Source organism: Pseudomonas sp. Marseille-P9899 (genome assembly GCF_903166565.1).
Taxonomy (GTDB): domain Bacteria; phylum Pseudomonadota; class Gammaproteobacteria; order Pseudomonadales; family Pseudomonadaceae; genus Aquipseudomonas; species Aquipseudomonas huaxiensis.
The window spans coordinates 222,358-248,421 of the sequence record NZ_CAESCG010000005.1 but is presented as its reverse complement, the minus strand read 5'-3'; the positions used below and the strand labels follow the sequence as shown (position 1 = coordinate 248,421).

The 26,064-nt window shown below is 65.1% G+C and carries 30 protein-coding genes; 16 read left to right on the top strand and 14 right to left on the bottom strand.

The annotated features are described in order from the left end of the window. Window positions 1-181 precede the first annotated feature (181 nt). Window positions 182-2,533 (bottom strand): TonB-dependent receptor, encoded by a 2,352-nt coding sequence (locus HWV67_RS23540; RefSeq protein ID WP_175653002.1) that lies wholly within the window; start codon window positions 2,531-2,533, stop codon window positions 182-184. Between the two features lie 144 nt (window positions 2,534-2,677). Between HWV67_RS23540 and HWV67_RS23535 the strand changes: the two genes are divergently transcribed. From HWV67_RS23535 to HWV67_RS23520, 4 genes are all read left to right on the top strand, one after another. Next, on the top strand, window positions 2,678-3,628 hold the full coding sequence (locus tag HWV67_RS23535; RefSeq protein ID WP_175653001.1) for a LysR family transcriptional regulator: 951 nt from the start codon (window positions 2,678-2,680) through the stop codon (window positions 3,626-3,628). Window positions 3,629-3,728: 100 nt separating this feature from the next. Further along, window positions 3,729-5,342 carry an alkaline phosphatase family protein gene (locus HWV67_RS23530; protein WP_175653000.1) on the top strand — a complete coding sequence of 538 codons (1,614 nt, stop codon included), beginning with the start codon at window positions 3,729-3,731 and terminating at the stop codon, window positions 5,340-5,342. Window positions 5,343-5,652: 310 nt separating this feature from the next. Next, window positions 5,653-5,904, top strand: coding sequence for a DUF2789 domain-containing protein (locus HWV67_RS23525; protein WP_175652999.1), 252 nt, complete (start codon window positions 5,653-5,655; stop codon window positions 5,902-5,904). Window positions 5,905-5,976: 72 nt separating this feature from the next. After that, complete coding sequence (locus HWV67_RS23520) at window positions 5,977-6,615, top strand: NADH:ubiquinone oxidoreductase subunit N (RefSeq protein ID WP_175652998.1); 639 nt, start codon at window positions 5,977-5,979, stop codon at window positions 6,613-6,615. A 7-nt stretch (window positions 6,616-6,622) separates the two neighbouring features. Here the strand turns inward: HWV67_RS23520 and HWV67_RS23515 are convergent, their stop codons facing one another. Beyond that, window positions 6,623-7,063 (bottom strand): CBS domain-containing protein, encoded by a 441-nt coding sequence (locus HWV67_RS23515; protein WP_095159432.1) that lies wholly within the window; start codon window positions 7,061-7,063, stop codon window positions 6,623-6,625. A 325-nt stretch (window positions 7,064-7,388) separates the two neighbouring features. Between HWV67_RS23515 and HWV67_RS23510 the strand changes: the two genes are divergently transcribed. Then, window positions 7,389-8,297: a hypothetical protein gene (locus HWV67_RS23510; protein ID WP_175652997.1), complete on the top strand. Its 909-nt coding sequence runs from the start codon at window positions 7,389-7,391 to the stop codon at window positions 8,295-8,297. An 18-nt stretch (window positions 8,298-8,315) separates the two neighbouring features. On the opposite strand, the gene flgN is transcribed toward HWV67_RS23510, so the two are convergent. The 3 genes from flgN to flgA all read right to left on the bottom strand — a co-directional run bounded on the left by flgN (window position 8,316) and on the right by flgA (window position 9,880). After that, window positions 8,316-8,747: a flagellar export chaperone FlgN gene (flgN, locus tag HWV67_RS23505; protein ID WP_175652996.1), complete on the bottom strand. Its 432-nt coding sequence runs from the start codon at window positions 8,745-8,747 to the stop codon at window positions 8,316-8,318. A 39-nt stretch (window positions 8,748-8,786) separates the two neighbouring features. After that, complete coding sequence (locus HWV67_RS23500; RefSeq protein WP_256680187.1) at window positions 8,787-9,083, bottom strand: flagellar biosynthesis anti-sigma factor FlgM; 297 nt, start codon at window positions 9,081-9,083, stop codon at window positions 8,787-8,789. Between the two features lie 86 nt (window positions 9,084-9,169). Next, window positions 9,170-9,880, bottom strand: coding sequence for a flagellar basal body P-ring formation chaperone FlgA (gene flgA / locus HWV67_RS23495; protein ID WP_175652995.1), 711 nt, complete (start codon window positions 9,878-9,880; stop codon window positions 9,170-9,172). Between the two features lie 162 nt (window positions 9,881-10,042). Here flgA and flgB point away from each other — a divergent pair, with 162 nt between their 5' ends. The 11 genes from flgB (at window position 10,043) to flgL (ending at window position 19,967) form a co-directional block, all read left to right on the top strand. Next, on the top strand, window positions 10,043-10,456 hold the full coding sequence (flgB, locus tag HWV67_RS23490) for a flagellar basal body rod protein FlgB (protein ID WP_175652994.1): 414 nt from the start codon (window positions 10,043-10,045) through the stop codon (window positions 10,454-10,456). A gap of 15 nt (window positions 10,457-10,471) precedes the next feature. Next, window positions 10,472-10,879, top strand: a complete 408-nt coding sequence (flgC, locus tag HWV67_RS23485; RefSeq protein ID WP_175652993.1) for a flagellar basal body rod protein FlgC — start codon at window positions 10,472-10,474, stop codon at window positions 10,877-10,879. Between the two features lie 2 nt (window positions 10,880-10,881). Next, window positions 10,882-11,559: a flagellar hook assembly protein FlgD gene (locus HWV67_RS23480; RefSeq protein WP_175652992.1), complete on the top strand. Its 678-nt coding sequence runs from the start codon at window positions 10,882-10,884 to the stop codon at window positions 11,557-11,559. A 65-nt stretch (window positions 11,560-11,624) separates the two neighbouring features. Beyond that, a complete protein-coding gene (flgE, locus tag HWV67_RS23475) occupies window positions 11,625-12,773 on the top strand; it encodes a flagellar hook protein FlgE (RefSeq protein WP_175652991.1) in 1,149 nt (382 codons plus the stop codon). A 4-nt stretch (window positions 12,774-12,777) separates the two neighbouring features. Further along, window positions 12,778-13,533 (top strand): flagellar basal body rod protein FlgF, encoded by a 756-nt coding sequence (locus HWV67_RS23470; protein WP_218585616.1) that lies wholly within the window; start codon window positions 12,778-12,780, stop codon window positions 13,531-13,533. A 30-nt stretch (window positions 13,534-13,563) separates the two neighbouring features. Continuing rightward, entirely contained in the window at window positions 13,564-14,346 is a 783-nt protein-coding gene (gene flgG, locus HWV67_RS23465; protein WP_175652990.1) for a flagellar basal-body rod protein FlgG, read from the top strand. Beyond that, entirely contained in the window at window positions 14,346-15,026 is a 681-nt protein-coding gene (locus HWV67_RS23460; protein WP_175652989.1) for a flagellar basal body L-ring protein FlgH, read from the top strand. Before flgG ends, HWV67_RS23460 begins: the two co-directional genes overlap by 1 nt. Window positions 15,027-15,036: 10 nt before the next feature. Further along, window positions 15,037-16,155: a flagellar basal body P-ring protein FlgI gene (locus HWV67_RS23455; RefSeq protein WP_175652988.1), complete on the top strand. Its 1,119-nt coding sequence runs from the start codon at window positions 15,037-15,039 to the stop codon at window positions 16,153-16,155. Beyond that, the gene (gene flgJ / locus HWV67_RS23450) at window positions 16,155-17,057 is read left to right on the top strand and encodes a flagellar assembly peptidoglycan hydrolase FlgJ (protein ID WP_175652987.1); all 903 of its coding nucleotides are present in this window, start codon (window positions 16,155-16,157) and stop codon (window positions 17,055-17,057) included. Before HWV67_RS23455 ends, flgJ begins: the two co-directional genes overlap by 1 nt. Window positions 17,058-17,137: 80 nt before the next feature. Next, complete coding sequence (gene flgK / locus HWV67_RS23445) at window positions 17,138-18,748, top strand: flagellar hook-associated protein FlgK (protein ID WP_175652986.1); 1,611 nt, start codon at window positions 17,138-17,140, stop codon at window positions 18,746-18,748. 22 nt (window positions 18,749-18,770) lie between these two features. Beyond that, a complete protein-coding gene (gene flgL / locus HWV67_RS23440) occupies window positions 18,771-19,967 on the top strand; it encodes a flagellar hook-associated protein FlgL (RefSeq protein ID WP_175652985.1) in 1,197 nt (398 codons plus the stop codon). Window positions 19,968-19,984: 17 nt separating this feature from the next. Here flgL and fliR read toward each other — a convergent pair whose 3' ends face one another. The 9 genes from fliR to fliJ form a co-directional block, all read right to left on the bottom strand. Continuing rightward, a complete protein-coding gene (fliR, locus tag HWV67_RS23435; protein ID WP_175652984.1) occupies window positions 19,985-20,773 on the bottom strand; it encodes a flagellar biosynthetic protein FliR in 789 nt (262 codons plus the stop codon). Window positions 20,774-20,779: 6 nt separating this feature from the next. Beyond that, complete coding sequence (gene fliQ / locus HWV67_RS23430) at window positions 20,780-21,049, bottom strand: flagellar biosynthesis protein FliQ (protein ID WP_175652983.1); 270 nt, start codon at window positions 21,047-21,049, stop codon at window positions 20,780-20,782. A 19-nt stretch (window positions 21,050-21,068) separates the two neighbouring features. Further along, the gene (fliP, locus tag HWV67_RS23425; protein ID WP_175652982.1) at window positions 21,069-21,815 is read right to left on the bottom strand and encodes a flagellar type III secretion system pore protein FliP; all 747 of its coding nucleotides are present in this window, start codon (window positions 21,813-21,815) and stop codon (window positions 21,069-21,071) included. Next, the gene (fliO, locus tag HWV67_RS23420) at window positions 21,812-22,168 is read right to left on the bottom strand and encodes a flagellar biosynthetic protein FliO (protein WP_256680186.1); all 357 of its coding nucleotides are present in this window, start codon (window positions 22,166-22,168) and stop codon (window positions 21,812-21,814) included. The genes fliP and fliO overlap by 4 nt, the downstream gene beginning before the upstream one ends. A gap of 38 nt (window positions 22,169-22,206) precedes the next feature. Continuing rightward, window positions 22,207-22,671 carry a flagellar motor switch protein FliN gene (gene fliN, locus HWV67_RS23415; RefSeq protein WP_175652980.1) on the bottom strand — a complete coding sequence of 155 codons (465 nt, stop codon included), beginning with the start codon at window positions 22,669-22,671 and terminating at the stop codon, window positions 22,207-22,209. Continuing rightward, window positions 22,664-23,746 (bottom strand): flagellar motor switch protein FliM, encoded by a 1,083-nt coding sequence (gene fliM, locus HWV67_RS23410; RefSeq protein ID WP_175652979.1) that lies wholly within the window; start codon window positions 23,744-23,746, stop codon window positions 22,664-22,666. The genes fliN and fliM overlap by 8 nt, the downstream gene beginning before the upstream one ends. Before the next feature lie 4 nt (window positions 23,747-23,750). Then, window positions 23,751-24,215, bottom strand: a complete 465-nt coding sequence (locus HWV67_RS23405; RefSeq protein WP_175652978.1) for a flagellar basal body-associated FliL family protein — start codon at window positions 24,213-24,215, stop codon at window positions 23,751-23,753. 124 nt (window positions 24,216-24,339) lie between these two features. Next, window positions 24,340-25,569, bottom strand: coding sequence for a flagellar hook-length control protein FliK (locus HWV67_RS23400; protein ID WP_175652977.1), 1,230 nt, complete (start codon window positions 25,567-25,569; stop codon window positions 24,340-24,342). 8 nt (window positions 25,570-25,577) lie between these two features. Continuing rightward, window positions 25,578-26,045: a flagellar export protein FliJ gene (gene fliJ / locus HWV67_RS23395; protein WP_175652976.1), complete on the bottom strand. Its 468-nt coding sequence runs from the start codon at window positions 26,043-26,045 to the stop codon at window positions 25,578-25,580. Window positions 26,046-26,064 lie beyond the last annotated feature (19 nt).

Genomic DNA, 26,064 nt, shown 5'->3' with positions numbered 1-26,064 from the left:
ATGATCGGGGCGAGACGCTTATCTCTGAAAGTAATCTTTAAAGTTATGGATAGAACTTTTTCGAATATGCGGTTTTGCCGAATCGCTACAGCCCACGGATTTAAAGGGCTGTAGCGATGCGGGCATTTCGCCATGCTTTTGCGGCATAAAAAATATTCCTCAAAGGCATGGGGAAACCGCCTCAGAAGTCGTAGCGACCGGTCACGCCCAGGGTGCGCGGCGTGCCGAGCAGGCCTTCATAGCCGCCGTTGGCCGCGCTCCACAGCGTGGTGTAGTAGGTCTTGTCGAAGGCGTTTTTCAGCCACAGCGAGACATCCCACTGGCCTTGGCCGAGGTCGCCGCGCAGGCCGGTGGAGAGGTTGACCACGGCGTAGCTGGGGATGCGCGCGTAGTCCGAATCCTCGACCACGCCCACCGCTTTGGAGCGGAACGCATAGCTGGCGGTGACGTAGGGCTGCAGGCCGTTGGCGAGGTCCCACTGGTACTGGCCGTTGGCGTTGGCGATCCATTTCGAGGCGCCGACCACCTGGTGCCCGGTGAGGTCGCAGGACGCCGGGGCGCCCGGTTGCAGCGACACTTCCGGCGGGCACGGGGCATCTTTGTAGGAGAGGTAGCGGACGTCGTTGTAGGAGCCGTTGACGTTCAGTGTCAGCCCGCGCACCGGCACCAAGGTGCTTTCGAATTCCACCCCGCGTGAGCGCACCGAGCCGGCGTTGGTCAGGTACTGCACGCGGTTGGCTTCGTCGTAGGCGTTGGTCTGGTAGGCGTTGACCTGGGTCCAGAACAGGTTGGCGTTGAGTTGCAGGCGCTTGTCCCACAGCGTGCTCTTGAAGCCCAGTTCGGCGTTGTTGGCGCGCTCGGTGCCGACCAGCAGCGAGTCGGCGCCGGCGACGGGCGCGGTGGCGACCGTGAGGTTGACCCCGCCGGACTTCTCGCCGTGGGACAGGGTGGCGTAGCCGAGCAGGTCATCGGTGAAGCGATAGCTGAGGTTGAGCAGTCCCGACGGGCTGGAGCTGTACTGGTTCAGGTCGCCCGACTCGTAGGCGCCGACCCGGCCCTGGCGCGCAGTGGCCACCGCCCCGGCGACGGCCGCGCCGCCCTGCGGGGCGTTGCGGTTGACCCAGGCGCTCTTCTCTTCATAGGTGCCGCGCACGCCTGCGGTGAAGTCGAGGCGGTCGCTGAGGTGCCAAGTGCCTTGGGCGAACAGCGCGAAGCTGTCGGTCTCGATATGGCCTTTGCCGATGGTGGTGACGTTGGCCAGGGCGCCGGTCGGCGTGCCGTTCCAGATGTCGGCGCGTGGGCCGTAGTAGTTGAAGGAGCGGTTATCCAGGTCGGAGCCGAAGTAGTACGCGCCGAGCACATAATCGAAGAAACCGCCCGTGGGCGAGGCCAGGCGAAATTCCTGCGACCACTGTTTATCCCGCACCGAGACGCCGGCGTTGTACGCCGCCGGCACGTTGAGGCCGTCGTCGTTGCGCGGGGTGAAATCCCACCAGCGGTAGCTGCTGACCGAGGTCAGGGTGAAGTCGTTGTCGAGGGTCCAGTTGGCTTCCAGCGAGGTGCCGCCCTGGAACACGGTGACGTGCTGGTCGTTGTCGAGGTTGACCTTGCGCTTGCTGCCGTCGACCAGCGTCGCACCCGCCGCCGCTGCGCGGGTTTCGTAGCGGTTGACGCCGTTGATGGTCGGCCCGGTGCTGAACAGCACGCGGGTGCCGGCGCTGGAATCTTCCTCGTTGTAGTCGCCGATCCAGCGCAGGTTGAAGCGCTCGTTGGGCTTGTACAGCAGTTGCCCGCGAAAGCCCTGGCGCGAGCCGCCGTTGAGGGTGTGGCCGTCGTATTCGTTCTTGATGTCGCCGTCGTTGCGGGTGCGGTAGGCCGAGAAGCGCCCGGCGAGGGTGTCGCTGAGCGGGCCGGAAATCGTGCCCTTGGTCTGGAAATAACCGTCCTCGCCCACCGAGGTTTCGATGCTGCGTTCCGGGGTGAAACTCGGTGCGCGGGTGCTGATGTTGATGACGCCGGCAGTGGTGTTCTTGCCGAACAAGGTGCCTTGCGGGCCGCGCAGGACTTCAAGCTGCTCGATGTCCATCAGGTCGAACACCGCCATGCCCGGACGCCCGAGGTAGACGTTGTCCAGATAAAGCCCGACGCTGCCTTCCAGGCCGTCGCTGGCCGGGTTGTTGCCCAGGCCGCGGATCGACACGCTGGACTGGCGCGCATGCATATAAGCGACGTTGACGCTGGGCACCAGTTGCTGGAGGTCCTGGATGCGGTAAATGCGCTGGCTTTCCAGGGCCTGACCGTCGAGCACGCTCATGGGGGTCGGCACGTCCTGGGCGCTTTCCTCGCGGCGGCGAGCGGTGACGGTGACCGTTTTCAACTGGCTGTCGGACTTGGCGGCGGGGGTGGATTCGGCGCGGCTCGCATCAGCGGCCTGGGCCGGCAGCCAGTGCGCGCTCCCCGCCAGCAGCAAGGCCAGGGGCAGGCGTTTGAGCCGCCGTGAAGACAAGGGTGCAGCGGAAGACGACAGGCTCATGAGCGGCTCCTGTTCAGGAAATCGTTATTCCCTGAAGTTATTTATTTATGTTTTTACATATGTTTACCGAATAAGTGATTGCCTTTATAAGGAGTGCAACCGAGGCAGAGCAAATGCATTTGCCCGATACTTTTCATGTGAAAAATGCATATAGATCTTCGCCAACTCCGCCATCTGATCGCCCTTGCCGAGCACCGCAGCTTCGTCGCCGCGGCGAGCGCGGTGAGTCTTTCGCAATCGGCGTTCAGCCGCAGCATCCAGGCGCTGGAGCACAGTGCCGGGTGTCAGTTGGTGGATCGCTCGAACAAGGAATTGCCGCCAACCAAGCAGGGATTGGTGGTGCTGGAACATGCGCGGCGGCTGGTCAGCGGTGCGTGTCAGTTGAGCAACGAGATTCGCCAGTTCAACGGCCTAGAAGCCGGTGAACTGCGCTTTGGTTGTGGCCCCGCGCCCGCTGCGGGGCTGGTGCCGCGGGCCATCGCTGGCTTTATCGAGCGGTATCCGAAGGCGAGGGTGCAGTTCCAAGTGGACGACTGGCAGAGCCTGAACCGCCGCCTGCTGGCCGAGGACTTCGAGTTCTTCGTCGCCGACACCCGTAGCTTCGAGGCCGATCCCACCTACCAGACCCTGCGCCTGAAACCGCGCCGCTGGTATTTCTGCTGCCGCGCCGGGCATCCGCTGGCCGCGCGCGCCAGCGTCAGCGCCGAGGAACTGCTGCAGTACCCGCTGGCGGTGACGCTGCGCCCGCCGAACCTGCGCAAGGTCATCGCCGACCTCAGCGGCCACCCGGACGTGGAAGCCAATGTCGAATGCGAAAACAGCCACAGCCTGCTCACCGTGGTCCTGCACTCCAACGCCATCGGCATCTGCGGCACCTACAGCGACAGCCTGCGCAGCGCGGCCGGCGCGCTGGTGCGGCTGAAGATCGATGGCCTGAACGACGACTGTGAAGAGCTTTACACCCGCTACGGCATCGTCAGCCGCGCGCGCCAACGCCTGGCGCCGCTGGCCGAGGCGATGATCGAGCAGATCGTGCGCACCGACCAGAACGACGAAGACCTCGACGCCGCCGCCCTGGAGCGCCTGGCCGTGTAAGGCGTTGCGCCGCACGCATCACCGGTATTCGGCAAATGCGCTTGTCGCCGGGCGCCGTGGCGGCGAAAACAGTCGCCTGCCTTTTCATCCGGTGACTGCCATGCCCCAGCCTTCCCCCGTGCGCAACGTGCTGTACATCATGTGCGACCAACTGCGTCGCGATTACCTGTCCTGCTACGGCCACCCGCACCTGCACACGCCGAACATCGATCGCCTGGCGGCGGCGGGCGTGCGCTTCAGCCGCGCCTACACCCAGGGCACGATTTGCGGGCCGTCGCGGATGTCGGCGTACACCGGACGCTATGTCAGCAGCCATCAGGTCGCGTGGAACGCCGTACCGTTGCCGCTGGAAGAACTGACCCTCGGCGACTACCTGCGCCCGGCCGGCATCCGCACCGCGCTGGTGGGCAAGACCCACGCCACGCCCAACCTCGACGCCCAGCAGCACCTGCACCTCGACCCGGCCAGCGCGGCCGTCGAGCAGCTCAACGAGGTGGGTTTCGAGCCCTATGTGCGGCATGACGGCATCTTTCCCGATGACCCGCTGTTCAGCGACAAACGCGAGACAGCGCCCTACACCCGTTACCTGCGCGAGCACGGTTTCGACGGCGACAACCCCTGGCACACCTGGGCCAACGCCGCCGAGGGCGAAAACGGCGAGGTGCTCAGCGGCTGGCACATGCGCAACGCCCATTTGCCGACCCGGCTGCCGGAGCAGTACTCCGAAACCGTCTACACCACCGACCGCGCCATCGACTTCATCCGCGAACAGGGCGAGCAGCCGTGGTGCCTGCACCTGTCGTACATCAAACCGCACTGGCCCTACATCGCCCCGGCGCCGTATCACGCGCTGTATGGCGCCGCGCAGGTGCAGCCGGCGGTGCGCGCCGAGGGCGCGCAGCTCAGCGATCACCCGGTGTATGCCGCGTTTCGCCAGCATCAGGAAAGCGTGAATTTCTCCCGCGACGACGTGCGGTTGAAGGTGATCCCGACCTACATGGGCTTGATCAAGCAGATCGACGACCAGCTCGGCCGGCTGTTTGATGAGTTGCAAAGCAGCGGGCGCTGGGACGACACGCTGATTGTGTTCACCAGCGACCACGGGGATTTCCTGGGTGACCACTGGTTGGGAGAAAAGGAGTTTTTGCTGGAGCCGGCGGTGGGCGTGCCGCTGATCGTGCGCGACCCGCGCGCGCAGGCGGATATCACTCGGGGCACGGTGGATGAGCGGCTGGTGGAAACCATCGATGCCGTGCCGACCTTCCTCGACGCCCTCGGTTTGCCGCCTGCCGATCACCGGCTGGAGGGCCGTTCGCTGGTGCCGCTGCTGCATGGCACCGCACAAAGCTGGCGGCGCTACGCGATTGCCGAGTACGACTACGCCTTCCAGTCACCGGCGCGGGAGCGGCTGGGCCAGCCGATCGACCGCTGCCGCATGAACATGGTGCGCAGCGAGCGCTGGAAATACCTGGCGTATGACGGCTTCAGGGCGCAGTTGTTCGACCTGGAAAATGACCCGGGGGAATTGAATGATCTTGGGGGTGACCCGGCTTATGCGGCGGTGCGCGAGGAACATCAGGGGTATCTGTGGGAGTGGCTGCGCGGGCTGAAACGCCGGACCACCATCAGCCATGCCGAAATCGAACGGCGGGGGCAGTGGTTCAGATATGGCGAACCGCGGGAGGACAGTGTGGTGAAGATTGGGGTTTGGTGATTTGCGGGGTGTCTTCAACGCCCTTGAGATCGAGCGCCGCCCGCGCATCGCGAGCAAGCTCGCTCCTACAGTGAATGCAAAGTGCCATGACCTGACAGACATAGGTACGTTGCAAACCTCCGTAGGAGCGAGCTTGCTCGCGATGCGCCGGCGGCGCTCGATCTTGAAAGCGCTGAAGAACTATCGGCTAGCACTTGGTGTGCCATAACCAGATCCTCTGAGCCGCAAAACAGCACCGACCATTCCCTGACCTAAACTTTCACTCCCCAAGGCGATCAATCCCTTAACCCCCCAGCCCAAGGAGTGCCCCATGGAATTGACCAATCACGAATTTCACGAGCTGTTCAAGCAGCTTGGCCTGCCCGATGACCCGAAGGGCATCGACCAGTTCATCACCAGTCACTCGCCGCTGAAGAACGAAATCAAGCTGGTCGACGCGCCATTCTGGACGCCGTCGCAGCGGCAATTCCTCAAGGAACAGTTCATTCAGGACTCCGATTGGATCGTTATGGTCGACCAACTCAACGAGGCGCTGAGGCGTGAACGGCCGCGCCAGAAATAAACGCTGAGCGGCACCCTATGTCCCCGGTTGGCGTTGCTATGCTCAGAAAAAAACAACAAGGGGACAGCGCCAATGAAAGACCCCTACGCCGTTGGCTTCTGGGCTGCCGTGACAGCCTTGGGCCTGCTGACCGCCGGTTATTTCTACGGGGTCAGGGAAGTCCACCAGCTCGATCAGGCCCGGCAGTTCCTCTACGGATCCGCCGGTCTGATTGCGGCCCTCGCCTTGAGCGCGTTGGCCTGGATTCGCTGGCAACTGCTCAAGGTGCGCCGACGCCAGTTGGAGCAGGGCCGGACGATGGTCGCCATCTGGAACACCAAGGTGGCGCTGCGGCGGGTCGAAACCGTGTTCGATCGCTATTTCTGGGGGAGTTATTGGCAACCTGGGCGAACTTTCCAGGAAGTCATGGGCGAACTCGAAGGCACACCGCTCGAACGCAGCCTGGAAGCCCTCAAGGCGCAGGGCCAGGAACTCGATCAGGAAATCCCCGCCCACCACCGCCACTGGCTGAACAATGCCCGCGAGCTGTCCAGCGTGGCGGCGGCCATGGCCCGCGAGCGTTACCAGCTCGACCTGTGCGATTCGCAACAGAGCCAGCGGCGCGGCGGCGCGGTGCTCAACCGCGACCTGGAAGTGCTGGTGTACACCTGGTCGGCGCGGTTGCGCAGCTTCGACCACCAGCTCGACGAGCTGGAGGGCGAATACCGCTGAAGGGCGCTCACTCGCCGCGAATGTACTGCTCCAACTGACGAATCAGGTCGGCCTGTTCGGCGATGGCTTCCTTCACCAGGTCGCCGATCGACAGCAGGCCGAGCAGTTCACCGTTTTCGACCACCGGCAAGTGCCGCAGGTGACTGTCGGTCATCATGTTCATGCAGGTGTCGACGTTCTGGTGGGAATCCACGGTGATCACCGGCGAACTCATGATCTCGCTGACCGCCGTGCCGACCGAGGACCGGCCCTTGAGCACCATCTTGCGCGCGTAGTCGCGCTCACTGACGATCCCCACCACTTTGCCGCCCTCGACCACCGGCAGCGCACCGACGTTCTTCTCGGCCATTACCAGCAGCGCTTCCAGCACCGTCTGGTGAGGCTTGATGGTGTAGACCTGTTGAACGTGCTGGGACTTCAACTTCAATAGCTGTGCCACGGTTTTCATTGCGCGCCCTCTGCATGGGGGTTGGGTGTAGGAACGCCAGATACCCTCAAGAATCGTGCACGCGGGGCAAGGGGGCAAGGCCGAAAACGGCATGAACCCGATTGAAAAGCGTCATCGCCGGTTTTTTTGTCGCCTTACCCCCGCTGGATCAACGTTTCTGCACGGTCCACCGCCTCCAGCAAGTTTGCAGGGGGTGGCTCAGGTGTCACGAGGCAATGACCGCATTCGCCACGTACACTTCGCGCTTGCACGCATCGCAGGTTAAATTGCCAGTATTTCCCGGCCGCCACCCGTGCCGCGGCACACCGAGCAAGGAGCAACAACCATGAGTCTGTGGGACGACCTGAAGAAAAAAGCCATCGACGCCAATCCGGAACTGGCCGCCAAGGCTGCCCAGGCGCTGGAAAAGGCCAAGGAGATGGCGGTGGAAGCCGGTCAGAAGGCGGCGCCGATCCTCAAGGAAGCCGGCGGCAAGGCCGCAGCCTACGCCCAGGAGAAGACCCCGATCCTCAAGGCCCAGGCGCTCAAGGCGATCGACGATGCCAAGGTCAAGCGCGCCGAGCTGCGCGAGCAGGCCAAGCGTGACAAGGCGGCCCGCGCGGAAATGATCCGCACCATGTACGACACCACCCTCAGCCCCGGCGACGTCAACTTCATCGAAGAGCCTTTCCATCACTTCGATCGCCAGTTCGGCTTTTTCATGATCACCGGCCAGGTGCTCGACACCGAGAAACGCACCAGCACCCAGCTCAACGCCAGCCACCATCACAGCGGCGGTGGCGGCTATGTTTCCAATGGCTCCGGCTACATCAGCGGCAGGTCGTCGTCCATGCACATCAGCTCAAGCCGCCCGCAGGAGCATGAGTTCTGGGGGCGCCGGGACGACACCGGCAAGGAGTCGTGCTACCAGATCAACAACGCCAGCCTGCGGCTGCGCGAAGGCCAGCAGGGGAGCATGGTCTTCATGCACCCGGCGGGCACCCAGACCGGGCAGATGATCGGGCTGTACAACCACAACGCCGAAGAGCACTTCGTCATCCACGATCCGGTGCAGATCAACCAGTTGTTCGGCATCTATCTGGAAGAGCCGGGTTTCTTCAACCAGAACGAAGTCACCACCACCCGCAACCGTCTGTTGCAGGCGCTGGACGTTCGGCTGGGCCAGTTCGCCAGCTACATGGCGCTGCACGGCAAAGGCCCGGAGCGGCTGATCGAAGGCGAGCGGGTCGAGTGAACGGCAGCGCTGCGTGCTTCAGGACAGGCTGGGCAAGGGCCGACCGTTCGGCCCGTACAGCCTGTCGGCGGTGACGCGGTCGAGGAAGTCGAGAATCTGCTGATTGCCTTTCATCCGCACACTCAGCGCATCACCGTTGGCCCGATTCAGCGCCCTGGCCCGCAGCGCCGATTGCAGCAGGCGGCGCCAGGTGGCCAGGCAGTCGGCATCCCGTGCCGCCCGCGCCGCGCCTTCCCGGCCTGGGCCGTAGCCGAGTTTCAGTTGCGCACCGGCGCGCATGGCTTCCAGTTGCTCCAGCCGCAGCAACGCCGCCTGCTTGCCGGCGACCAGCTCACGCAGGCGTTCGGCGTCGACCCTGGCGTGGGCCAGGGCGACGCGTTCCTGCTCAAGCAATTGCAGCAACTGCTCAACCACCCGGTGTTGCACCTCCAGGTGCCTGTCCAGACTCATAAACACTCCACTTTCAGGACTCGCCGGCTTGGCCAGCGCTCAGGTCGGCGCACTGCCGAGCATTTCCCTGGCCTCGGCGACCAGGCTGGTATAGATCGCCTCTGAATCGACCTGGAAGCTGCCATCGGCGATGGACTGACGCAGGGTGGCGACCTTTTCCAGGTCGACGTCCGCAGTCGGGTCGGACTCATTGAGGTCGCTGATCCGGGAGATCTGCACGGCGTCTTCCGGGAGCATTTCCAGGTCCTGGGGCGCGACCCGCGAAGGGGTGGTGCCGGCCAGGCTGCTATCGGTCTGGGGAAGAAGGCTGCTGGGCGGGGCGCTTATGATTTTCACGATAGAGGCTTCGTTGGCTGTGGTGGGAACACTATCGGCATTCGTGAGGGCCACCTTTGGCCGGCGATAGGCTTTCGACGAAAAAATCAGTAACGCAGCAGCAATTCGTTCTGGCCGATGACCTGGGCGCTGAGCATCCGGCCGTCGGCGCTGACCACCCGCACCGTGTTGCCCAGGCCGCCGTTGTCCAGCGCCTTGCCCTCCCGGGTGAGGCTGAATCCCGTGCCTTGCGCCCGCAGCACCACGGGCCGGTTGCGCTCCACCAGCCAGCGCTCGCGGACCGCCTTCAGCGCCAGCACGGCGCCGCGCTCGATGCTGCGAGCGGCTTGCCGACCGATCACCTGATCGGCGCGCAACGCGCTGCCTTTTGGCAGTTCCTGCAGCGGGCCACGCTTGCTGACCAGCATGTCGGCCTGAATGATTTCACCCGCCTCGATCTTGCGGGCGCTCACCACATAGGAACCCTGCGCGCCGACCATGACCTGCAAAAAACCGAGCACTTCCTCCTGGTCGGCGCAACGCACGCCAACGGCCACGCGCCCGACCGCCAGCCGGCGCGGGTGCACCAGATACGGCCGGGGCTCGGCACAGGCGCGGATGCGCGCCGCCGGCTGGCCGACGATCAGGTCACTCAAGCGGCTGTCAGCCGGCAGGCGTTGTTCGACCAACGCCCGGACCCGCTCCTGCAAGAGGTCGGCCTGAGCGCCGGCAACACTCGACAGGAACAGGCAGCAGAGCACGCCCAGCGACTGGCAACGCCGCACGAACAGCGCATGAAGAGGGAGAGAACCTTTCATCCGGAAGACGCCGCTTGATGGGTTTCAGGCGGAGCATTCTAGGGCGCTCGTCGAGCGGGCAAAGCTCGAATTGCTCGCCAAATAGCGGTGTGTTCCGGTCTTTGCCGCAGGTTCTCGGCCACTACTCTGCTGGCTGTTCAACAGACGCACGGGCCCGCCGGCATGATCGACAAACTCGACAACGAACTGCGCTTTCAGCAAGACGCGATGAGCCTGCGTGCCGAGCGCCAGCAGGTGTTGGCCAACAATATTGCCAACGCCGACACGCCCGAATACCGCGCCCGTGACTTCGATTTCGCCGCCGAACTGGCCAGCTCCCTGGGCGAAGGTCGCTCGGGCAGCCGTGGCCTGTCGCTGGCCACCACCTCCGATCGCCACTTGCAGGCCTCGTCCAGCGGCAGCGCGGTGCGTGAGTTGCAGTACCGCGTGCCCGACCAGCCGAGCCTGGACGGCAACACCGTGGACATGGACCGCGAACGCGCGCAGTTCGCCGACAACAGCGTCCGCTATCAGGCCAGCCTGACCTTCCTGACCAACCGCCTGCAGTCGCTCAAGACCGCAATGCAGTCCGAATAACCCGGGGAACACAGCATGTCGATGTTCAGCATCTTCGAAATCGCCGGCTCGGCGCTCAGCGCCCAGTCCGAGCGCATGAACGTGACCGCCAGCAACCTGGCCAACGCCGACACCGCCAGCGGCCCGGACAGCGAGGCCTATCGGGCCCGTCAGGTGGTGTTCGAAACCCAGTATCAGGACGGCAGCGACGTGGGCGGCGTGCGGGTTAGCCAGGTGGTCGAGGACGGTTCGCCGATGCGCCAGGAATACCGCCCTGGCGATCCGCTCGCCGACGAATCGGGCTACGTGACCATGCCCAACGTCGAGCCGGTGGGGGAGATGGTGAACATGATTTCCGCCTCGCGCTCCTACCAGGCCAACGTCGAAGTCATGGCCACCAGCAAAGAATTGATGCTCAAGACCCTGACCCTGGGCGAGGCGTAACCATGACCAGCACCATCGCAAGTTCGGTCCTCTCGACCATGAACAGCACCAGCAGTACCAGCGACAGTTCCAGCAGCAGTGCGCAAGAGCTTCAGGACCAGTTCCTCACGCTGCTGACGACCCAGTTGCAGAACCAGGACCCCACCGACCCGCTGGACAACAGCGAGATGGTCACCCAGCTCGCGCAGATCAGCACCATCAGCAGCATCGAAGGCGTGACCAGCACTCTGGAAGGCATCTCCAGCCAGATCAGCGCCGCCGAAACCCTGCAGGCCTCGGCGCTGGTGGGCAACGGTGTATTGATCGAAGGCAACAGCATCCAGGTGGCCAGCGGCGTCGCCACCGCCTTCGGCGTGACCCTGGCCAGTGCAGCCGACAGCGTCACCGTCACCATCAAGGACAGCAGCGGCAGCGTGGTCGCCACCCTCGATGCCGGCGACATGAGTGCCGGCACCCAGTCGCTGTACTGGGATGGCGTGCAGACCGATGGCAGCACCGCCGCCGACGGCAGTTACACCTTCAGCATCAGCGCGACCAGCGAAGACGTGGCCGTCAGCGCCACGGCCCTGAAGTACGCGCGGGTGACCGGCGTGACCACCGACAGCAGCAACGCGGTCGCCCTCGACCTCGGCGGGGTCAACGACAACGTTGGCCTGAGCGACATCAAGCTGGTGCTCTGAACCTTATTCACGCCGGGCCGGCGCGCCCTCGGCGCCGTCTTCGCTCGCTCAACAGGAGAACAACCATGGCCTTTTCCCAAGCGCTGAGCGGCCTGTCCGCCGCGTCCACCGACCTCAACGTGGTCAGCAACAACATCTCCAACTCGCAGACCGTGGGGTTCAAGAGTTCGACGGTGCAGTTCGCCGACGTCTATTCCGGTGCCGATGTGGGCCTGGGCACCTCGGTGTCGGGCGTCGTGCAGAATTTCGGCGCCGGCAGCCTGACCACCACCGACAACAGCCTGGACCTGGCCATCAACGGCGATGGTTTCTTCACCTTCAGCGACGGCACCCAGACCGTCTATTCGCGCAACGGCCAACTGACGCTGACCGCCGCAGGCTATCTGGTGAACGCGGCGGGCGACCAGTTGCTCGGCGTCAACGGCGTGATCCAGATTCCCACCAGCGGCATGCAGGCCAGCGCCAGCACCGAACTGGATGCGGAACTGAACCTCGACGCCAGCGAGAGCATCGTCACCGCCGCCTTCGATGCCACCAATGCGTCGACCTATTCCTACTCGACCACGGCCACGGTCTACGACTCCCTGGGCAACAGCCACACCTCGACGCTGTATTTCACCAAGTCCGCGGTGAACACCTGGGACGTGCACACCGCCATCGATGGCAACCTGCTGAGCGAAACCCAGTCGGTGAGCTTTAGCTCAAGCGGGCTGATCACCAGCGGCGCGACCGGCGCCTACACCTACGACCCGGCCAACGGCGCCGCCGAGATGAACCTCACGCTGGATCTGACCGGCACCACGCAGTTCGGCAACGACTCCGAGGTGTCGAGCATCGCCCAGAACGGCTACACCTCCGGCAGCCTGGTGAGCTTCACCATCGATGACACGGGCACTGTGATCGCGACCTACTCCAACGACCAGACCCAGGAAATCGACCAGATCCAGCTCGCCACCTTCGCCAACGAAAACGGCCTGAAATCCAACGGCAACAACACCTGGCTGGCGACGTCCTCGTCGGGCCAGGCGCTGTTGGGCGTTGCCAGCAGCGGTTCGCTGGGCTCGATCCTCAGTGGCACCACCGAAGACTCCAACGTCGACCTCACCGCCGAGCTGGTGAACCTGATCATCGCCCAGCGCAATTTCCAGGCGAACGCCAAGTCGGTGACCGCCCAGAGCGAAGTGCTGCAGCAAGCCGTGAACATCGGATCCTGACGCCATGGACCGGATGCTCTTCACCGCCATGAGCGGCGCCAACCAGGCACTGGAACAACAGGCGGTGGTCGCCAACAACCTGGCGAACGTCGTGACGCCGGGCTTCCGTGCGCAACTGGTGCAAATGGAGTCGTCGCCGGTGGCGGGCGAGGGCCTGCCCACGCGGGTGTCGGTCAACGCCAGCGGCGTGGGCGTGGACTGGACCGAAGGACCGATCACCCACACCGACCGCAACCTCGACGTGGCCCTGGGCGAGAACACCATGCTCGCGGTACAGACCGCCAACGGCGAAGAAGCCTATACCCGCCGCGGCGATTTGCAGGTGGACGGCAGTGGCGCCGTGACGGTGGCCGGCCTGCCCGTCATCGGTGATGGCGGCCCCATCAGCGTGCCGTTGGGCAGTGAAGTCAGCCTGGGCAGCGACGGCACCCTCAGTGTTCGCGAACTGGGCATGGAGCCGCGCGGCCTCAGCCCGGTCGGGCGGCTGAAGATGGTGTCGGCGCTGCCGGGCGCCCTTGAGGCGGGCACGGACGGGTTGTTCCGCGCGCCCGCCGATGCCAACGGCAACGGCCAGCCGCTGGCGGCCGACGACAGCCCGCGCCCGACGCCGGGGGCGCTGGAGGGCAGCAACGTCAGCCCCACCGGCGCCATGGTCGCGATGATCGACAACGCCCGCCGCTACGAGATGCAGATGAAGGCCATCAGCACCGCCGACGAAAACGCCAAGACCGCCAATGCGTTGCTCTCCCTGCAGGGCTGAGCCGGCGCCGAATGAAGAGATAACCGCTCGATGATCAGATCACTATGGACGGCCAAGACCGGCCTCGAAGCCCAGCAAGGGCAGCTCGACGTCATTGCCAACAACCTGGCCAACGTCAGCACCAACGGCTTCAAACGCTCACGGGCGGTGTTCGAAGCCCTCGTCTACCAGAACGTGCGCCAGCCGGGCGCCCAGAGCAGCACCGATACCCGCCTGCCCTCGGGCTTGCAGGTCGGCACCGGGGTGCGCCAGGTGGCCACCGAGCGCCTGCACACCCAGGGCAACCTGGAGGAAACCAGTAACTCCAAGGACCTGGCCATCAATGGCCTGGGCTTTTTCGAAGTCGACATGCCCGACGGCTCCACCGCCTACACCCGCGACGGCAGCTTCCAGCTCGACGCCAACGGCGAGATGGTCAGCGCCAACGGCTACAAGTTGACGGCGGGCATCACCATTCCGGCCAATGCCACGTCCATCAGCATCAGCAGCGACGGCATCGTCTCGGTGACCCAGCCCAGCAGCACCACCTCGACCCAGGTCGGCCAGTTGAACCTGGCGCTGTTCGTCAACAGCGCGGGCCTGCAGAGCGCCGGCCAGAACCTGTACCTGGAAACGGACGCCTCGGGCTCGCCGACCGAAACCACGCCGGGCCTGAACGGCGGCGGAAGCCTGAGCCAGGGCTACGTCGAGACCTCCAACGTCAACGTGGTGGAGGAAATGGTCGGCATGATCCAGACCCAGCGCGCGTATGAAATCAACAGCAAGTCCGTCGAGACCTCCGACGAAATGCTGCAGCGCCTGACCCAGCTCTGATGGCCGGGCATCCCCTGAAAAGCGGCGGCGTGGCGCTGCTGCTGAGCAGCATGCTGATGGCCTCGGGTTGTGCACCGTTGATACGCGATCCGGTGGTGCCCGACGAGTCGATGGAGGCGCCGTATTTGCCGGAGCGCGTGGCCAATGGCTCGATCTACCAGGGCCGACGCGGTTCGCAGCCGCTGTTCGAGGACCGCCGTCCGCGCATGGTGGGCGACACCCTGATCGTCCAGCTCAACGAGCAGGTCAGCGCCAGCAAGACCTCGTCGTCCAATGCCGACCGGGCCGGCAGCATGGGCCTGGCGTTCGCCACAACCTCCGACCGCGATTCGAAGGTCGGCAACTACGGCTTGAACGCTTCGACCGAACATGAATTCGCCGGCAGCGGCGGCTCGCGGGCCAACAACTCATTCACCGGCACCATCTCGGTGACGGTCATGCAGGTGCTGTCCAACGGCAACCTGCGGGTGCGCGGCGACAAGCAGATCGCGATCAACCAAGGCACCGAATTCATCCGCTTCTCCGGCGTGGTCAACCCGCGCACCATCACCGGGGACAACACCGTGCTGTCGACCCAGGTGTCGCTGGCGCGCATCGAATACGTCGGCGAGGGCTATATCAACGAGGCGCAACGCATGGGCTGGCTCCATCGCGTCCTTCTCAACCTGTCACCTTTCTAGCGAGTGAATCATGGCTGAGTCCCTGTCCACCTTCCTGCGCCTCCTGCTCGGCGCCTGCGCGCTGCTGCTGGGCGGCGCCGTCCAGGCCGAGCAGATCCGCGACATCGCCGACTTCGCCGGGATCCGCACCAACAACCTGGTGGGCTACGGCCTGGTGGTCGGGCTGGACGGCACCGGTGACCAGACCACCCAGAGCCCCTTCACCGAACAGGGCCTGACCAACATGCTGTCGCAGCTCGGCGTGACCCTGCCGGCCAACGCCAACATGCAGATGCGCAACATCGCGGCGGTGATCGTCACCGCCAACCTGCCGCCCCTGACCCGGCCCGGCCAGCAGATCGACGTGGTCGTGTCGTCCATCGGCAACGCCCGCAGCCTGCGCGGCGGAACGCTGCTGATGACCCCGCTGAAAGGCGCTGATGGCGATGTCTACGCCATGGCCCAGGGCAACCTGCTGGTGGGTGGCGCGGGCGCCTCGGCCAATGGCAGCAGTGTGCAGATCAACCAGTTGGCGGGCGGGCGAATCAGCCGCGGTGCGGTGGTGGAGCACAGCGTGCCGCTGGACCTCGGCGCCCAGCACGGCGTGCTCGAGCTGCAACTGCGCGAGCCCGACCCGGCCACCGCGCAGCGGGTGGTGTTCGCCATCAACAGCGAAATGCGCAGCACGGTGGCCTCGGCGGTGGACGGCGGTCTGGTGCAGGTCCAGGGGCCGTTCTCGGCCAACGAGCGGGTCAACTTCATGGCCCGCATCGACAGCCTCGAAGTGCTGCCGATGCACGCGCGACCCAAGGTCATTCTCGATTCCCGCACCGGCTCGGTGGTGCTCAACGGCTCGGTGAAACTGTTCCGCGCCGCCGTGGCCCATGGCGATCTTTCGGTGACCATCGACACCACCAACATCATCAGCCAGCCCGGCGCCCTCAGTGGCGGACAGACCGCCGCCACCGCCAACAGCACCATTTCCATCCAGACCCAATCCCGCGCGTTGCGCGTACTGGAAGGCAGCGCCGACCTGATGGAAGTGGTCAAGGGCCTCAACGCCCTTGGCGCCACGCCGCAGGACCTGATGGTGATTCTCCAGGCCCTCAAGGCCGCCGGCTCCCTGCGCGCCGAACTGGAGATCATCTGATGAGCGTGGCCGAAGGTGCAGCCGGGTTCGCCCTTGATGTGCAGGGCTTGCAGCGCTTGCGCAGCCAGGCCGGTCGCGATGGCGAGGCGGGCTTGAAAGAGGCCGCCCGGCAGTTCGAGGCGCTGTTCTTGCAGACCATGCTCAAGAGCATGCGCGAGGCCATTCCCAAGTCGGAGATGTCCAGCGACTCGCAGACCCAGCTCTACACCGAACTGCTGGACCAGCAATGGGCCCAGACCCTGGCGGGGCGCGGCATGGGCCTGGCCGACCAGTTGACCCGCAGCCTGACCGGGCACATCACGCCCGCGCATTCCGCCGCTGAATCACCCTTTGGCAGCCTGACCCGGCAGACGCCCGCCTTCGAATCCTGGAAGCGTCACGAAGTCCGTGGTGACGAGCCGGACCGCGCCGACCATGTCGAGGACTTCGTGAGCCGCCTCGCCGACCCAGCCCGCCGCGCCGAGCGCAGCAGCGGTGTGCCTGCCGAGCTGATTCTGGCCCAGGCGGCGCTGGAAACCGACTGGGGGCGCCGGCGTATCACCACCGCCACCGGCGCGGACAGCCACAACCTGTTCGGCATCAAGGCTGGCGGACGCTGGCAAGGCGAGACGGCGCGGGTAATGACCACCGAATACGTTGCCGGCGAGGCGCAAAAACAGGAGGAAAGCTTCCGCGTCTACCCGAACGCGCAAGCTGCGTTCGACGACTACGCACGGTTGATCCGCGGTCGCCCCGGCTATGCCGCCGCGCGCACCGCTGCCGACAGCGCGCAGGCGGCCGTGGCCTTGCAGCAGGGCGGTTACGCCACCGATCCGCGCTATGCCGACAAGCTGATCGCGGTCATGGCCACCATCGGCACCTTGCCGCCGCGCGGGGCCGTGACACTCGCCGAAGACCGATAGCGCAAAACAATCTGCGGTTGCGGTAAAGATGCCCTGGCGCCGGGCCGATAGTGCGCACCATGTAGCCCAGGAGCATTCCGATGAGCATCGTTTCGATTGGCGTCAGCGGCCTCACGGCGGCCCAGATCGCCCTCAGCACCAGCAGCAACAACACCACCAATGCCTACACCGACGGGTATACCCGTCAGGTGGCCACCTTCAGCGAGTCCACCTCGGGCAGCGGCGTGCAGATTTCCAGCGTCGCCCGCCAGTACAACCAGTTCGTCACCACCCAGCTCAACGGTTCCATCAGCGCCGAAAGCGCGCTGTCGACCTACCAGACCGAGGTCAGCCAGATCGACAGTCTGCTGGCCGACAGCGACGCCAGCCTGGACACCTTGTTGCAGAGTTTCTTCTCGGCGATCCAGACCCTCACCTCCGACGCCAGCGACACCGCCGCCCGCGAAGAAGTGGTGGGCGCTGCGCAAACCCTGGTCAGCCAGTTCAACCAGTTGGGCGGCTACCTGTCCGAGATGGCTGACGATGTGAACACCCAGATCGACGATCAGGTCACCCAGGTCAACGACCTGAGCGCGCAGATCGCCACGCTGAACCAGAAGATCAGCCTGGCCGGAGCACTCGGCGGAGCGTCCAACGACCTGCTGGACCAGCGCGACCTGCTGGTGAGCCAGCTCAGCGAACTGGTGGACGTGGACGTCAAGGTCCAGAGCAACGGCAGCTATACCGTCTCCCTCGGCAACGGCCTGGCGCTGGTCGCGGGCAACGACAGCTTTGAACTCGCCGCCGGTGCCTCGGCCAGCGACCCGAGCAAAACCGCCATCAGCTACATCGATGCCGCCGGCAACAGCGTGGCTCTGGGCGACAGCGTGCTGGACGGCGGTTCGCTCGGCGGCCTGCTGGACTTTCGCGACACCACCCTGGCCGACACCCAGAACCAGCTTGGCCTGATGGCCGTGTCCCTGACCCAGGCCTTCAACACGTTGCAGGCGCAGGGCATCGACCTCAATGGCGATACCGGCACCGACTTCTTCGCGGTGGCGGACCCGGTGGTCTACGGCAGCACCGGCAATACCGGCGACGCCACCATCAGCGCCGTTTTCAGTGACGACGTCAGCGCCCTGAGCAGCAGCGACTACACCATCCGCTACTCCGCCACCGATGGCTTCAGCGTCAGCCGCAACGACACCGGCGCCAGCGTGACCGCGACCTACGACAGCAGCAGCGGCACCCTCAGCTTCGCCGGCATGGACCTGACCATCAGCGGCACCGCCGCAGACGGCGACAGCTTCCTGGTGCAGCCCACCCGCAACGCGGCCAGCAGCTTCAGCACCCTGATCAGCGAAGGCGAGCAGATCGCCGCCGGCACCTCCAGCGGCAGCAGCGACAACACCAACGCCCTGGCAATGCTCAACCTGCAGACCCGCGATATCGTCGGCGGCAAGTCCACCCTGAGCGAGTCCTATGCCTCGCTGGTGAGCAGCGTGGGCAGCACCGCGACCCGGGTGGCCGGGCAGTTGGCGACCCAGTCGGCGCTGACCGAGCAACTGACCACCCTGCAGCAATCGGAGTCGGGGGTGAACCTCGACGAAGAAGCGGCCAACCTCATCGTCTACCAGCAGTACTACCAGGCCTGCGCGAAGATCGTCGAAGTAGGCGTCACGGTGCTCGACACCATTCTCGACATCAATTGATGCCCGCCCAAGGAGAGCCGACATGCGCCTGAGCAGTGCGACCATTTACAACCAGAACCTCAACTCCATGCTCGCCCAGCAGAGCGAGTACCAGAAGGCGGCGCTGGAAGTGTCCAGCGGCACGCGGGTGGTCAACCCGTCCGACGACTCCCTCGCCGCCGCACAAGCGGTGACTGTGCGCCAGTCGATCGCCGCCAACGCGCAATACGCCGATTCGCGGGCCGCCATCACCACGTCGCTGTCCCAGGAAGAAAGCACTCTGGACAGTGTCAACGACGCCATTACCAGCGCCATGACCCTGGTGGTCCAGGCGGGCAACGGCACCTTGAGCGATGCCGACCGCGGCTCCCTCGCCACCTCGCTGCAGGGTATCTACGACACCCTCGTTACCCTGGCCAACAGCACCGACAGCAACGGCAACTACCTGTTCTCCGGCTACCAGAGCCAGAGCCCGGCCTTCGCCGCGAACGCCGACGGCGAGATGGTCTATCAGGGCGACAGCAACGTGGTGACGCAGCAGGTCAGCGCCACCCAGAGCATGGCCAGCGGCGACAACGGCGCGACGGTCTTTCTGTCGGTGAGCAGCACGGCCGGCTTTATCGCCGAGGCTGGCGATAACGCGGGCACCCTGACGTTCGACGGTCCTGATATTGCCGACACCGGCGATGCCAACTACGGCAGCGGCTTCACCCTGACCTTCAGCACCGCCGCCGACGGCACTGCGCAGTACAGCATCGACGGCGCGGACCCGGTGGCGTACACCGAGGGCGAGACCCTGGACATCAACGGGCTCAGCCTCACGCTCAACGGCACGCCCGCCGACGGTGACAGCCTGACGGTCAGCGCGGCTGCCGAGGCGGATCCTGATCTGTTCGCCACGTTGAAGAATCTGATTTCCACCTTGCAGACACCGGTGGAAGACGAGGCCGACCGCGCGGCGCTGAGCAACACCCTGTCCACCGCCAGCCGCCAGTTGAGCAATGCCCAGGACAATGTGCTGACCGTCATCACCTCGGTGGGCGCGCGGCTCAGCCAGGTGGAAGTGCTCGACACCATCGGAGACGACCTGGCGCTCAGCTATACCGAGCGCTTGTCCGGGCTGGTGGATGCCGACTACACCGAGTCCGTCTCCCGCTACGTGACCCTGCAGGTCTCGATGCAGGCGGCGCAGCAGACGTTTGCGAGCGTGCAGCAGTTGTCGTTGTTCGAGTACATCTGAGCGCTCCCACAGGGCGCTCAACGCCGGCCCATGTGCTCAATCAATACCTCCATGAACTCCAGCGTCCGGTACAGCAACCCGGCGAGGAACTGCCCAAGGTCGCCCACCAGCACCATGAGCAGCAGCAAGCCCACGCTGAGCGTCGCCGGGAAGCCGACGGAGAACACGGTGAGCTGCGGGGCGACGCGGTTGAGGATGCCCATCGCCAGGTTGATGATCAGCAGGGCGCCGACCATGGGCAGCGCCAGCAGCAGGCCGGTGAGGAAGATGGTCGAGCCGTGGCGCGCCACGGCGTTCCAGGCCCGCGGGTCGAAGCTAACCTGCCCCACCGGCAGGCGCACGAAGGTGGATGACAGCAATTCCAGCACCATCAGGTGACCATCCAGTGCGAGGAACATCAGGATCGTCACCAGGCTCAGAAACCGCGACAGCACCTGGCTGTTGGTGCTGGTGTCGGCGGAAAAGAACGAAGCGAACGCCAGGCCCATCTGCATGCCGCAGATTTCCCCGGCCATTTCGACCACCGCCAGGGTGATGCGCATGACCATCCCCAGCGTCACGCCAATCAGCACCTGCTCGACAATCACCCCCAGCCCCGCCCAGGAGAACAAGGCGATATCCGGCATGGGCGGCAGGTTGGGCGTGAGCAGGAAGGCCAGCAACATCGCCAGGCCGACTTTCACCTGGCTGGAGACGTTCTTGTGGCCAAGAATCGGGTCGCTCATGAAGAACGCCAGCAGCCGGCAGAACGGCCAGAAAAAGGCGCTTACCCAGAGCTGCAACTGGTCCCAGCCGACTTCGATCAACGCGCTTCAGCCCATCAGCGACGGCAGGCTGGTGAACAGCGCCCGCGTGTAGTCCACCAGCATTTCCATCAGCATGGGCCCGGCGAGAATCAGCACCAGGCACACCCCGACGATCTTCGGGATGAACGACAGGGTCGACTCGTTGATCTGCGTCGCGGCCTGAAACAGGCTCACCAGCAGGCCGATGCACAGGGTCACCAACAGCAGCGGTGCCGCCAGGGTCATGCTCATGCGCATGCCTTTGTAGGCCAGGTCCATCACCATTTCCGGGGTCATCACGGCACTCCTCGCAGGCTCAGCCTGGATAGAAACTCTGGGCCAGCGAGCCCAGCAGCAACTGCCAGCCGTCCACCAGCACGAACAGCATCAGCTTGAAGGGCAGGGAAATGGTCGAGGGCGGCACCATCATCATGCCCAGCGCCATCAGCACACTGGCCACCAGCAGATCGATGATCAGAAACGGGATGAAAATCAGGAAACCGGCCTGGAACGCGGTCTTCAGCTCGCTGGTGACGAAGGCCGGCAGCAGGACACGCATCGGCACCGTCTCAGGGCTTTGCAGATCGCCGACTTTCGCCAGACGGGCGTAGAGCGCGAGGTCGGTCTGGCGCGTCTGCCCCAGCATGAAGCTGTGAAACGGCTGGCTGGCCTGATCGAGAAACTGCTCCACGCCCATCTCGTCTTTCGAGAAAGGCACCCACGCCTTCTGATAAGCCTGCTCCAGCGTCGGCGACATCACGAAGAACGTGAGGAACAGCGCCAGCCCCAGCAGCACCTGATTGGGCGGCGCCGTGGTGGTGCCGATGGCCGTGCGCAGCAGGCCAAGGACGATGATGATGCGGGTGAAGCCGGTCATCATCAGCAGCACGGCCGGCAGAAAGGCCATGGCGCTGAGCAGCATCAAGGTCTGCAGGCTCAGGGACCATTTCTCGCCCCCCGCCTGGCCGGTAAATCCGGCCAGCCCCTGCATCGCGGGGGCTGCTTCGGCGACGGGCAGCAGCGCCAGTGTCAGCAGCGCAATCAGCGTCAGACGGGCTTTCATGGGCGCTGCCCGCCGCGCTTGAGCGCCTCCGCCAGACGCAGGGCAAAGCCGCGCGGAGGGTGTTCCGCCGCCTCGGTCTGCGCCGGTGGCGCGTCCAGCTCCGACAGGCAGGCGACGTGCTGCGCCGTCACGCCCAGCACCAGCCAGCGCCCGCACACCTCGACCACCACCACCTTCTCGCGCTGGCCGACACGAGTGCTGCCAATCACCCGTACCACTTGCCCGGCGGACGAGGGGCGGGCGGCGAACCGCGACACCAGCCAGCCGCACAGCAGGACGCACGCCATCACCAGCCCCAGGGCCAGCGCCGTCTTGCCCAGCACGGTCAGCCCGAGCAGATCGTCGGTCGGCACCCCGAGGCTGGCCGGCGCGGCGAGTGCGCTGGCGGTGCTCATCGGTTGAGCTTCTGTACACGCTCCGAGGGCGTGATGATTTCGGTGATGCGAATACCGTACTTGTCATCCACCACTACCACTTCGCCCTGGGCGATCAGGTAGCTGTTGATCAGGATGTCCATGGGCTCGCCCGCCAGGCCGTCGAGTGCGAGCACCGAGCCCTGGGCCAGTTCCAGCAATTGCTTGATGGTGATGCGGGTGCGGCCCAGCTCGACGCTCAGCTTCACCGGGATGTCCATGATCATTTCCAGCTCCCGCGGCGACGCCACGGGCTGGACGACGCCCAGCGGCTTGAACACCTGGCTGTCCGCCGGCACGCCGACCGGTTCGGGCGCCGCGTCGTTCTGCTCGGCCAGGGCGCTGGCCCAGGGATCGTCTGCGTCGCTGCCCGCGCTCTGTTCGGCCAAGGCGTCGGCCCAGTTGTCGTCTTCGCGCGGTTCGGGCGTGTTCGGGTCACTCATGATCGGGTTCCTTGACTGTGGGCAGGTGGCCCTTGACGAATCGGCTGGAAGAAGAGGGCTTGCCGATGGAGTGATCGATCAACTCCTTCACCAGCAAGGCGCGGGCACCGTTGTAGCTGCCGAACTCGCAGTTCATGACCGGCACGCCGTCGACCCGCACCTTCACGCTGTCCGGCAGTTCGATGGGCAGGACGTCGCCTTTTTTCAGCGCCATGACTTGGCCCAGGCGGGCCTCGACCTCGACGAAATCGGCAATCAGGTCAACGTGGGAATGGGTGATTTCATCCGCCATGCGCCGGTTCCACTGCCGCTCCTCCTCCGGGTTGACGTCGGTCAGCGGGCCGTTCAGCAGTTGGCGCATCGGCTCGATCATCAGGTAGGGGATGACGATGTTGAAATCGCTGGAGAGGTTGCCGACCTCCAGGTGGAAGGTGGTGTTGACCACGATTTCATTGGGCGAGCCGGTGATGTTGGCGAACTTGGCCTGCATCTCTGAACGCAGGTATTCGATCTCCAGCGGATACACCGATTTCCAGGCATCGCGGTAGGCGTCCACGGTCAGCCCCACCATGCGCCGGATGATGCGCATCTCGGTGTGGGTGAACTCGCGCCCTTCGGCCTTGGTGACGAAGCGGCCATCGCCGCCGAACAGGTTGTCCACCACCATGAACACCACGCTCGGCGGGAACACCACCAGTGCGGTGCCGCGCAGCGGCTTCATGGCCAGCAGGTTGATGTTGGTGGGCATCGGCATGTGCAGGGCGAACTCGCTGAAGCTCTGGTAGCCGATGCCTTTGACGGTGATGTCCACGTTGCGCCGGATCAGGTTGAACAGGCTCATGCGGAAGTAGCGGGCGAAGCGGCCGTTGATGATGTCCAGGGCATGGAGGCGCTCCTGGATCACCCGGTGCTGGGTCGCCGGGTTGTAGGGGCGGATCCGCCCGGCGTCGTCCGGGTCTTCGCCCTGGGGGAACTCCAGGCCGTCTTCGTCGCTGAAATCGGTGGTGTCGAGGTCATCGCCGCCGCGCAGCAGCATGTCGATTTCGTCTTGCGAGAGCATGTCGTTGGTGGACATGGGCTTATTGCACGATGAAATCGGTGTAGAGCACGCCCAGCAGCGCGACATCAGGCTGCTCGGTGGTCAGCAGCTTGCGCAGCAGTTCGAGAATCTGCGCCGCCAGTGCTTCCTTGCCTTTGGGGCTGGTCAGCTCGCTGCTGTTCTGTCCGCTCAAGACCGTCAGCAGTTGGCTGCGAACCCGCGGCATATAGAGCTCCAGCAGTTTGCGCGTCGTCTCGTTGCCGACCTCCAGGTTGAAGCCGACGTAGAGCATGCTTTGTTCGTCGCGCTCGTTATGCAGATTGACGGTCATCGGCGCGATGCTCACCAGCAGCGGGGCCTGGGGCATGACGGCTGCGGCCTGGGGCGCATATGAGTGGGCTCGCTCACGGATCACGTAAACGTACACACCAGCGGAGCTGGCCGCCGCCGCGACCAGGGCAAAGGGGATGAACCAGAGCCAGATCTTCTTGGTGGTAGTGGACATGGACAGCGGGCCTTGGGAATGAGGAAAGCGGTTCGACGGGGCGCAAGTATGCCCAGCGGGGAAATCGCCCGAAGTGGCGATTAACGCGGGTTTAGGGCGTTAACTTGCGGCTTTGCGGCGCGGCTCAGAGGTACAGGTCGACGCCCGCGCCGCTGTGGGCGACTTGCTGCGGCACCAGCACTTCGGCCGTTTCCTGTGTGCGACCGGAACGGGTTTCACCGCTGCCGCCCGGCGACTCCCGGCGCGGCTGATCGCCCATGGCCTGACGGGATGCGCCGTCGTTGACCGAGGCTTCGCCAAGAGTCAGGCCCTGGGTCGCGAGCGCGACCTGCAACTGCGGCAGGGCCTGTTCCACGGCGGCGCGCACCGAGGCGTGGGCCGACTGGAACTGCGCCTGGATGCCGCCTTCACCGACATTCAGGCTGATGGACAACGGGCCGAGATCGGCCGGGTTCAACTGCATGTCCACCTGCTGTTCGCCGCGCCGGACCATGGCGAACACCTGTTGCCCGAGATCGGCCTGCCAGGCGTCGCAGCCCAGGGCCGGCGTGGAGGCTGTCGCGGTTTCGGCGCTGAGCGGGCTGGCGCCGACAGCGGTAATGGTCGGCGTCAGGGTGGCAATGGTCGTTGGCAGGCTCGGCTCGCTGTCGGTCGTGACGGCGGTCGACTGGGTCGTGGGGGTGCTTTCGGCCTGTGATTCCGCCGTCGATGCGGGTAGTAGCCGGCGCTCGAGGGTCGGGCGTGTCTCGACGGCAAGGCTGTCCTCTTCCGGGGCTGACCATTCCAGCGCCACGGCTGGGTAGCCCTCGTCGGGCTCGACGGGGTCGAGCGTGGGCTCAGCAGTGGTCGGCGGAGGCGGCGTCCACGCCACTGGCGGGGTGATGGCGAGGATGCCCGCGTTTATCTGGCCGGCCGTGTCGATCAGCTCCAGTCGCTGGCGGATCGCATCGAGCGAGTCGCGGGATTGCCGGGTGTCCTCGTCGTTGCTCACGGCATCATCCGCAGGTGCATCCAGCGCCGTCGCGAGATCTTCGGTGACCGCTGCTGGCGCGGCTTCGGGCTCGACTTCAGGCAGCGCCACCTCAACCACGGCCTGGATGGCCGGCGCCGGCACTTCTTCGGGCTCGGGCTCAACGGGCAAGTCCACGGCGGCGGGCGCAGCCGCTACGTTGGTCTCCAGCGCTACGGGCGGGGGCGCGGCGATTTTCGTCGCAAGGGCAGGGGCGGTATTCGCGGTTTCAGCCTGCTCCAGCGCCGTGGCGAACGAGGGCGTCTCGCTGGTCGCGACACTGTCGCCGACCACGGTCTGCGGTGAAGCCTGGGCCACTGGCGCGATGGCCGTAATGATGTCCATGAAGGTACTCAGAATCCGCTGTTGAGGGATGAAGCCTGATGCCCGCCGGTCCGCGAACGGCCGGCCAATTCATCGGTGCGCCGCTGTTCGGCGCGCCCGGCCAGCAGCCGTGCCTGTTCCAGGCGCCGCGCCAACAGGGTCTCGATGGCGTTGACCTTGCGCCATGCCTGGCGCCAGGCTTCCTGGTGCTGGGCTACCAGCGTGCGGTGGCGGGCGAGGTTGTTCTCGGCCCGTTCGATAGCGCCTTCCAGCGACTTGAGAAAACCCCGGAAATTGGCCAGCGTGGCGGGGCTCATGCCGGCGCCGGCCAGTTCCTTCTGCAGGCCCTGGCGGTATTCGCGCTGGTACTGGTCGAGGGTGCGCAACTGGTCGGCCATCTGCTGTTCGGCGCGGCGGCTCTGGGCGAGTGCGGTGGCCGCCGTTTCCCGCGCGCGGGCGGTCAGTTCGATAAGCACTTGCAGCGACTCATTGGCCATGCGGGTCTACCTGTCTCTG

Coding starts and splice junctions, on each gene's coding strand:
- HWV67_RS23540 (WP_175653002.1), bottom strand. CDS start 2,533: ATGAGCCTGTCGTCTTCCGCTGCACCCTTGTCTTCACGGCGGCTCAAA.
- HWV67_RS23535 (WP_175653001.1), top strand. CDS start 2,678: ATGCATATAGATCTTCGCCAACTCCGCCATCTGATCGCCCTTGCCGAG.
- HWV67_RS23530 (WP_175653000.1), top strand. CDS start 3,729: ATGCCCCAGCCTTCCCCCGTGCGCAACGTGCTGTACATCATGTGCGAC.
- HWV67_RS23525 (WP_175652999.1), top strand. CDS start 5,653: ATGGAATTGACCAATCACGAATTTCACGAGCTGTTCAAGCAGCTTGGC.
- HWV67_RS23520 (WP_175652998.1), top strand. CDS start 5,977: ATGAAAGACCCCTACGCCGTTGGCTTCTGGGCTGCCGTGACAGCCTTG.
- HWV67_RS23515 (WP_095159432.1), bottom strand. CDS start 7,063: ATGAAAACCGTGGCACAGCTATTGAAGTTGAAGTCCCAGCACGTTCAA.
- HWV67_RS23510 (WP_175652997.1), top strand. CDS start 7,389: ATGAGTCTGTGGGACGACCTGAAGAAAAAAGCCATCGACGCCAATCCG.
- flgN (WP_175652996.1), bottom strand. CDS start 8,747: ATGAGTCTGGACAGGCACCTGGAGGTGCAACACCGGGTGGTTGAGCAG.
- flgA (WP_175652995.1), bottom strand. CDS start 9,880: ATGAAAGGTTCTCTCCCTCTTCATGCGCTGTTCGTGCGGCGTTGCCAG.
- flgB (WP_175652994.1), top strand. CDS start 10,043: ATGATCGACAAACTCGACAACGAACTGCGCTTTCAGCAAGACGCGATG.
- flgC (WP_175652993.1), top strand. CDS start 10,472: ATGTCGATGTTCAGCATCTTCGAAATCGCCGGCTCGGCGCTCAGCGCC.
- HWV67_RS23480 (WP_175652992.1), top strand. CDS start 10,882: ATGACCAGCACCATCGCAAGTTCGGTCCTCTCGACCATGAACAGCACC.
- flgE (WP_175652991.1), top strand. CDS start 11,625: ATGGCCTTTTCCCAAGCGCTGAGCGGCCTGTCCGCCGCGTCCACCGAC.
- HWV67_RS23470 (WP_218585616.1), top strand. CDS start 12,778: ATGGACCGGATGCTCTTCACCGCCATGAGCGGCGCCAACCAGGCACTG.
- flgG (WP_175652990.1), top strand. CDS start 13,564: ATGATCAGATCACTATGGACGGCCAAGACCGGCCTCGAAGCCCAGCAA.
- HWV67_RS23460 (WP_175652989.1), top strand. CDS start 14,346: ATGGCCGGGCATCCCCTGAAAAGCGGCGGCGTGGCGCTGCTGCTGAGC.
- HWV67_RS23455 (WP_175652988.1), top strand. CDS start 15,037: ATGGCTGAGTCCCTGTCCACCTTCCTGCGCCTCCTGCTCGGCGCCTGC.
- flgJ (WP_175652987.1), top strand. CDS start 16,155: ATGAGCGTGGCCGAAGGTGCAGCCGGGTTCGCCCTTGATGTGCAGGGC.
- flgK (WP_175652986.1), top strand. CDS start 17,138: ATGAGCATCGTTTCGATTGGCGTCAGCGGCCTCACGGCGGCCCAGATC.
- flgL (WP_175652985.1), top strand. CDS start 18,771: ATGCGCCTGAGCAGTGCGACCATTTACAACCAGAACCTCAACTCCATG.
- fliQ (WP_175652983.1), bottom strand. CDS start 21,049: ATGACCCCGGAAATGGTGATGGACCTGGCCTACAAAGGCATGCGCATG.
- fliP (WP_175652982.1), bottom strand. CDS start 21,815: ATGAAAGCCCGTCTGACGCTGATTGCGCTGCTGACACTGGCGCTGCTG.
- fliN (WP_175652980.1), bottom strand. CDS start 22,671: ATGAGTGACCCGAACACGCCCGAACCGCGCGAAGACGACAACTGGGCC.
- fliM (WP_175652979.1), bottom strand. CDS start 23,746: ATGTCCACCAACGACATGCTCTCGCAAGACGAAATCGACATGCTGCTG.
- HWV67_RS23405 (WP_175652978.1), bottom strand. CDS start 24,215: ATGTCCACTACCACCAAGAAGATCTGGCTCTGGTTCATCCCCTTTGCC.
- HWV67_RS23400 (WP_175652977.1), bottom strand. CDS start 25,569: ATGGACATCATTACGGCCATCGCGCCAGTGGCCCAGGCTTCACCGCAG.
- fliJ (WP_175652976.1), bottom strand. CDS start 26,045: ATGGCCAATGAGTCGCTGCAAGTGCTTATCGAACTGACCGCCCGCGCG.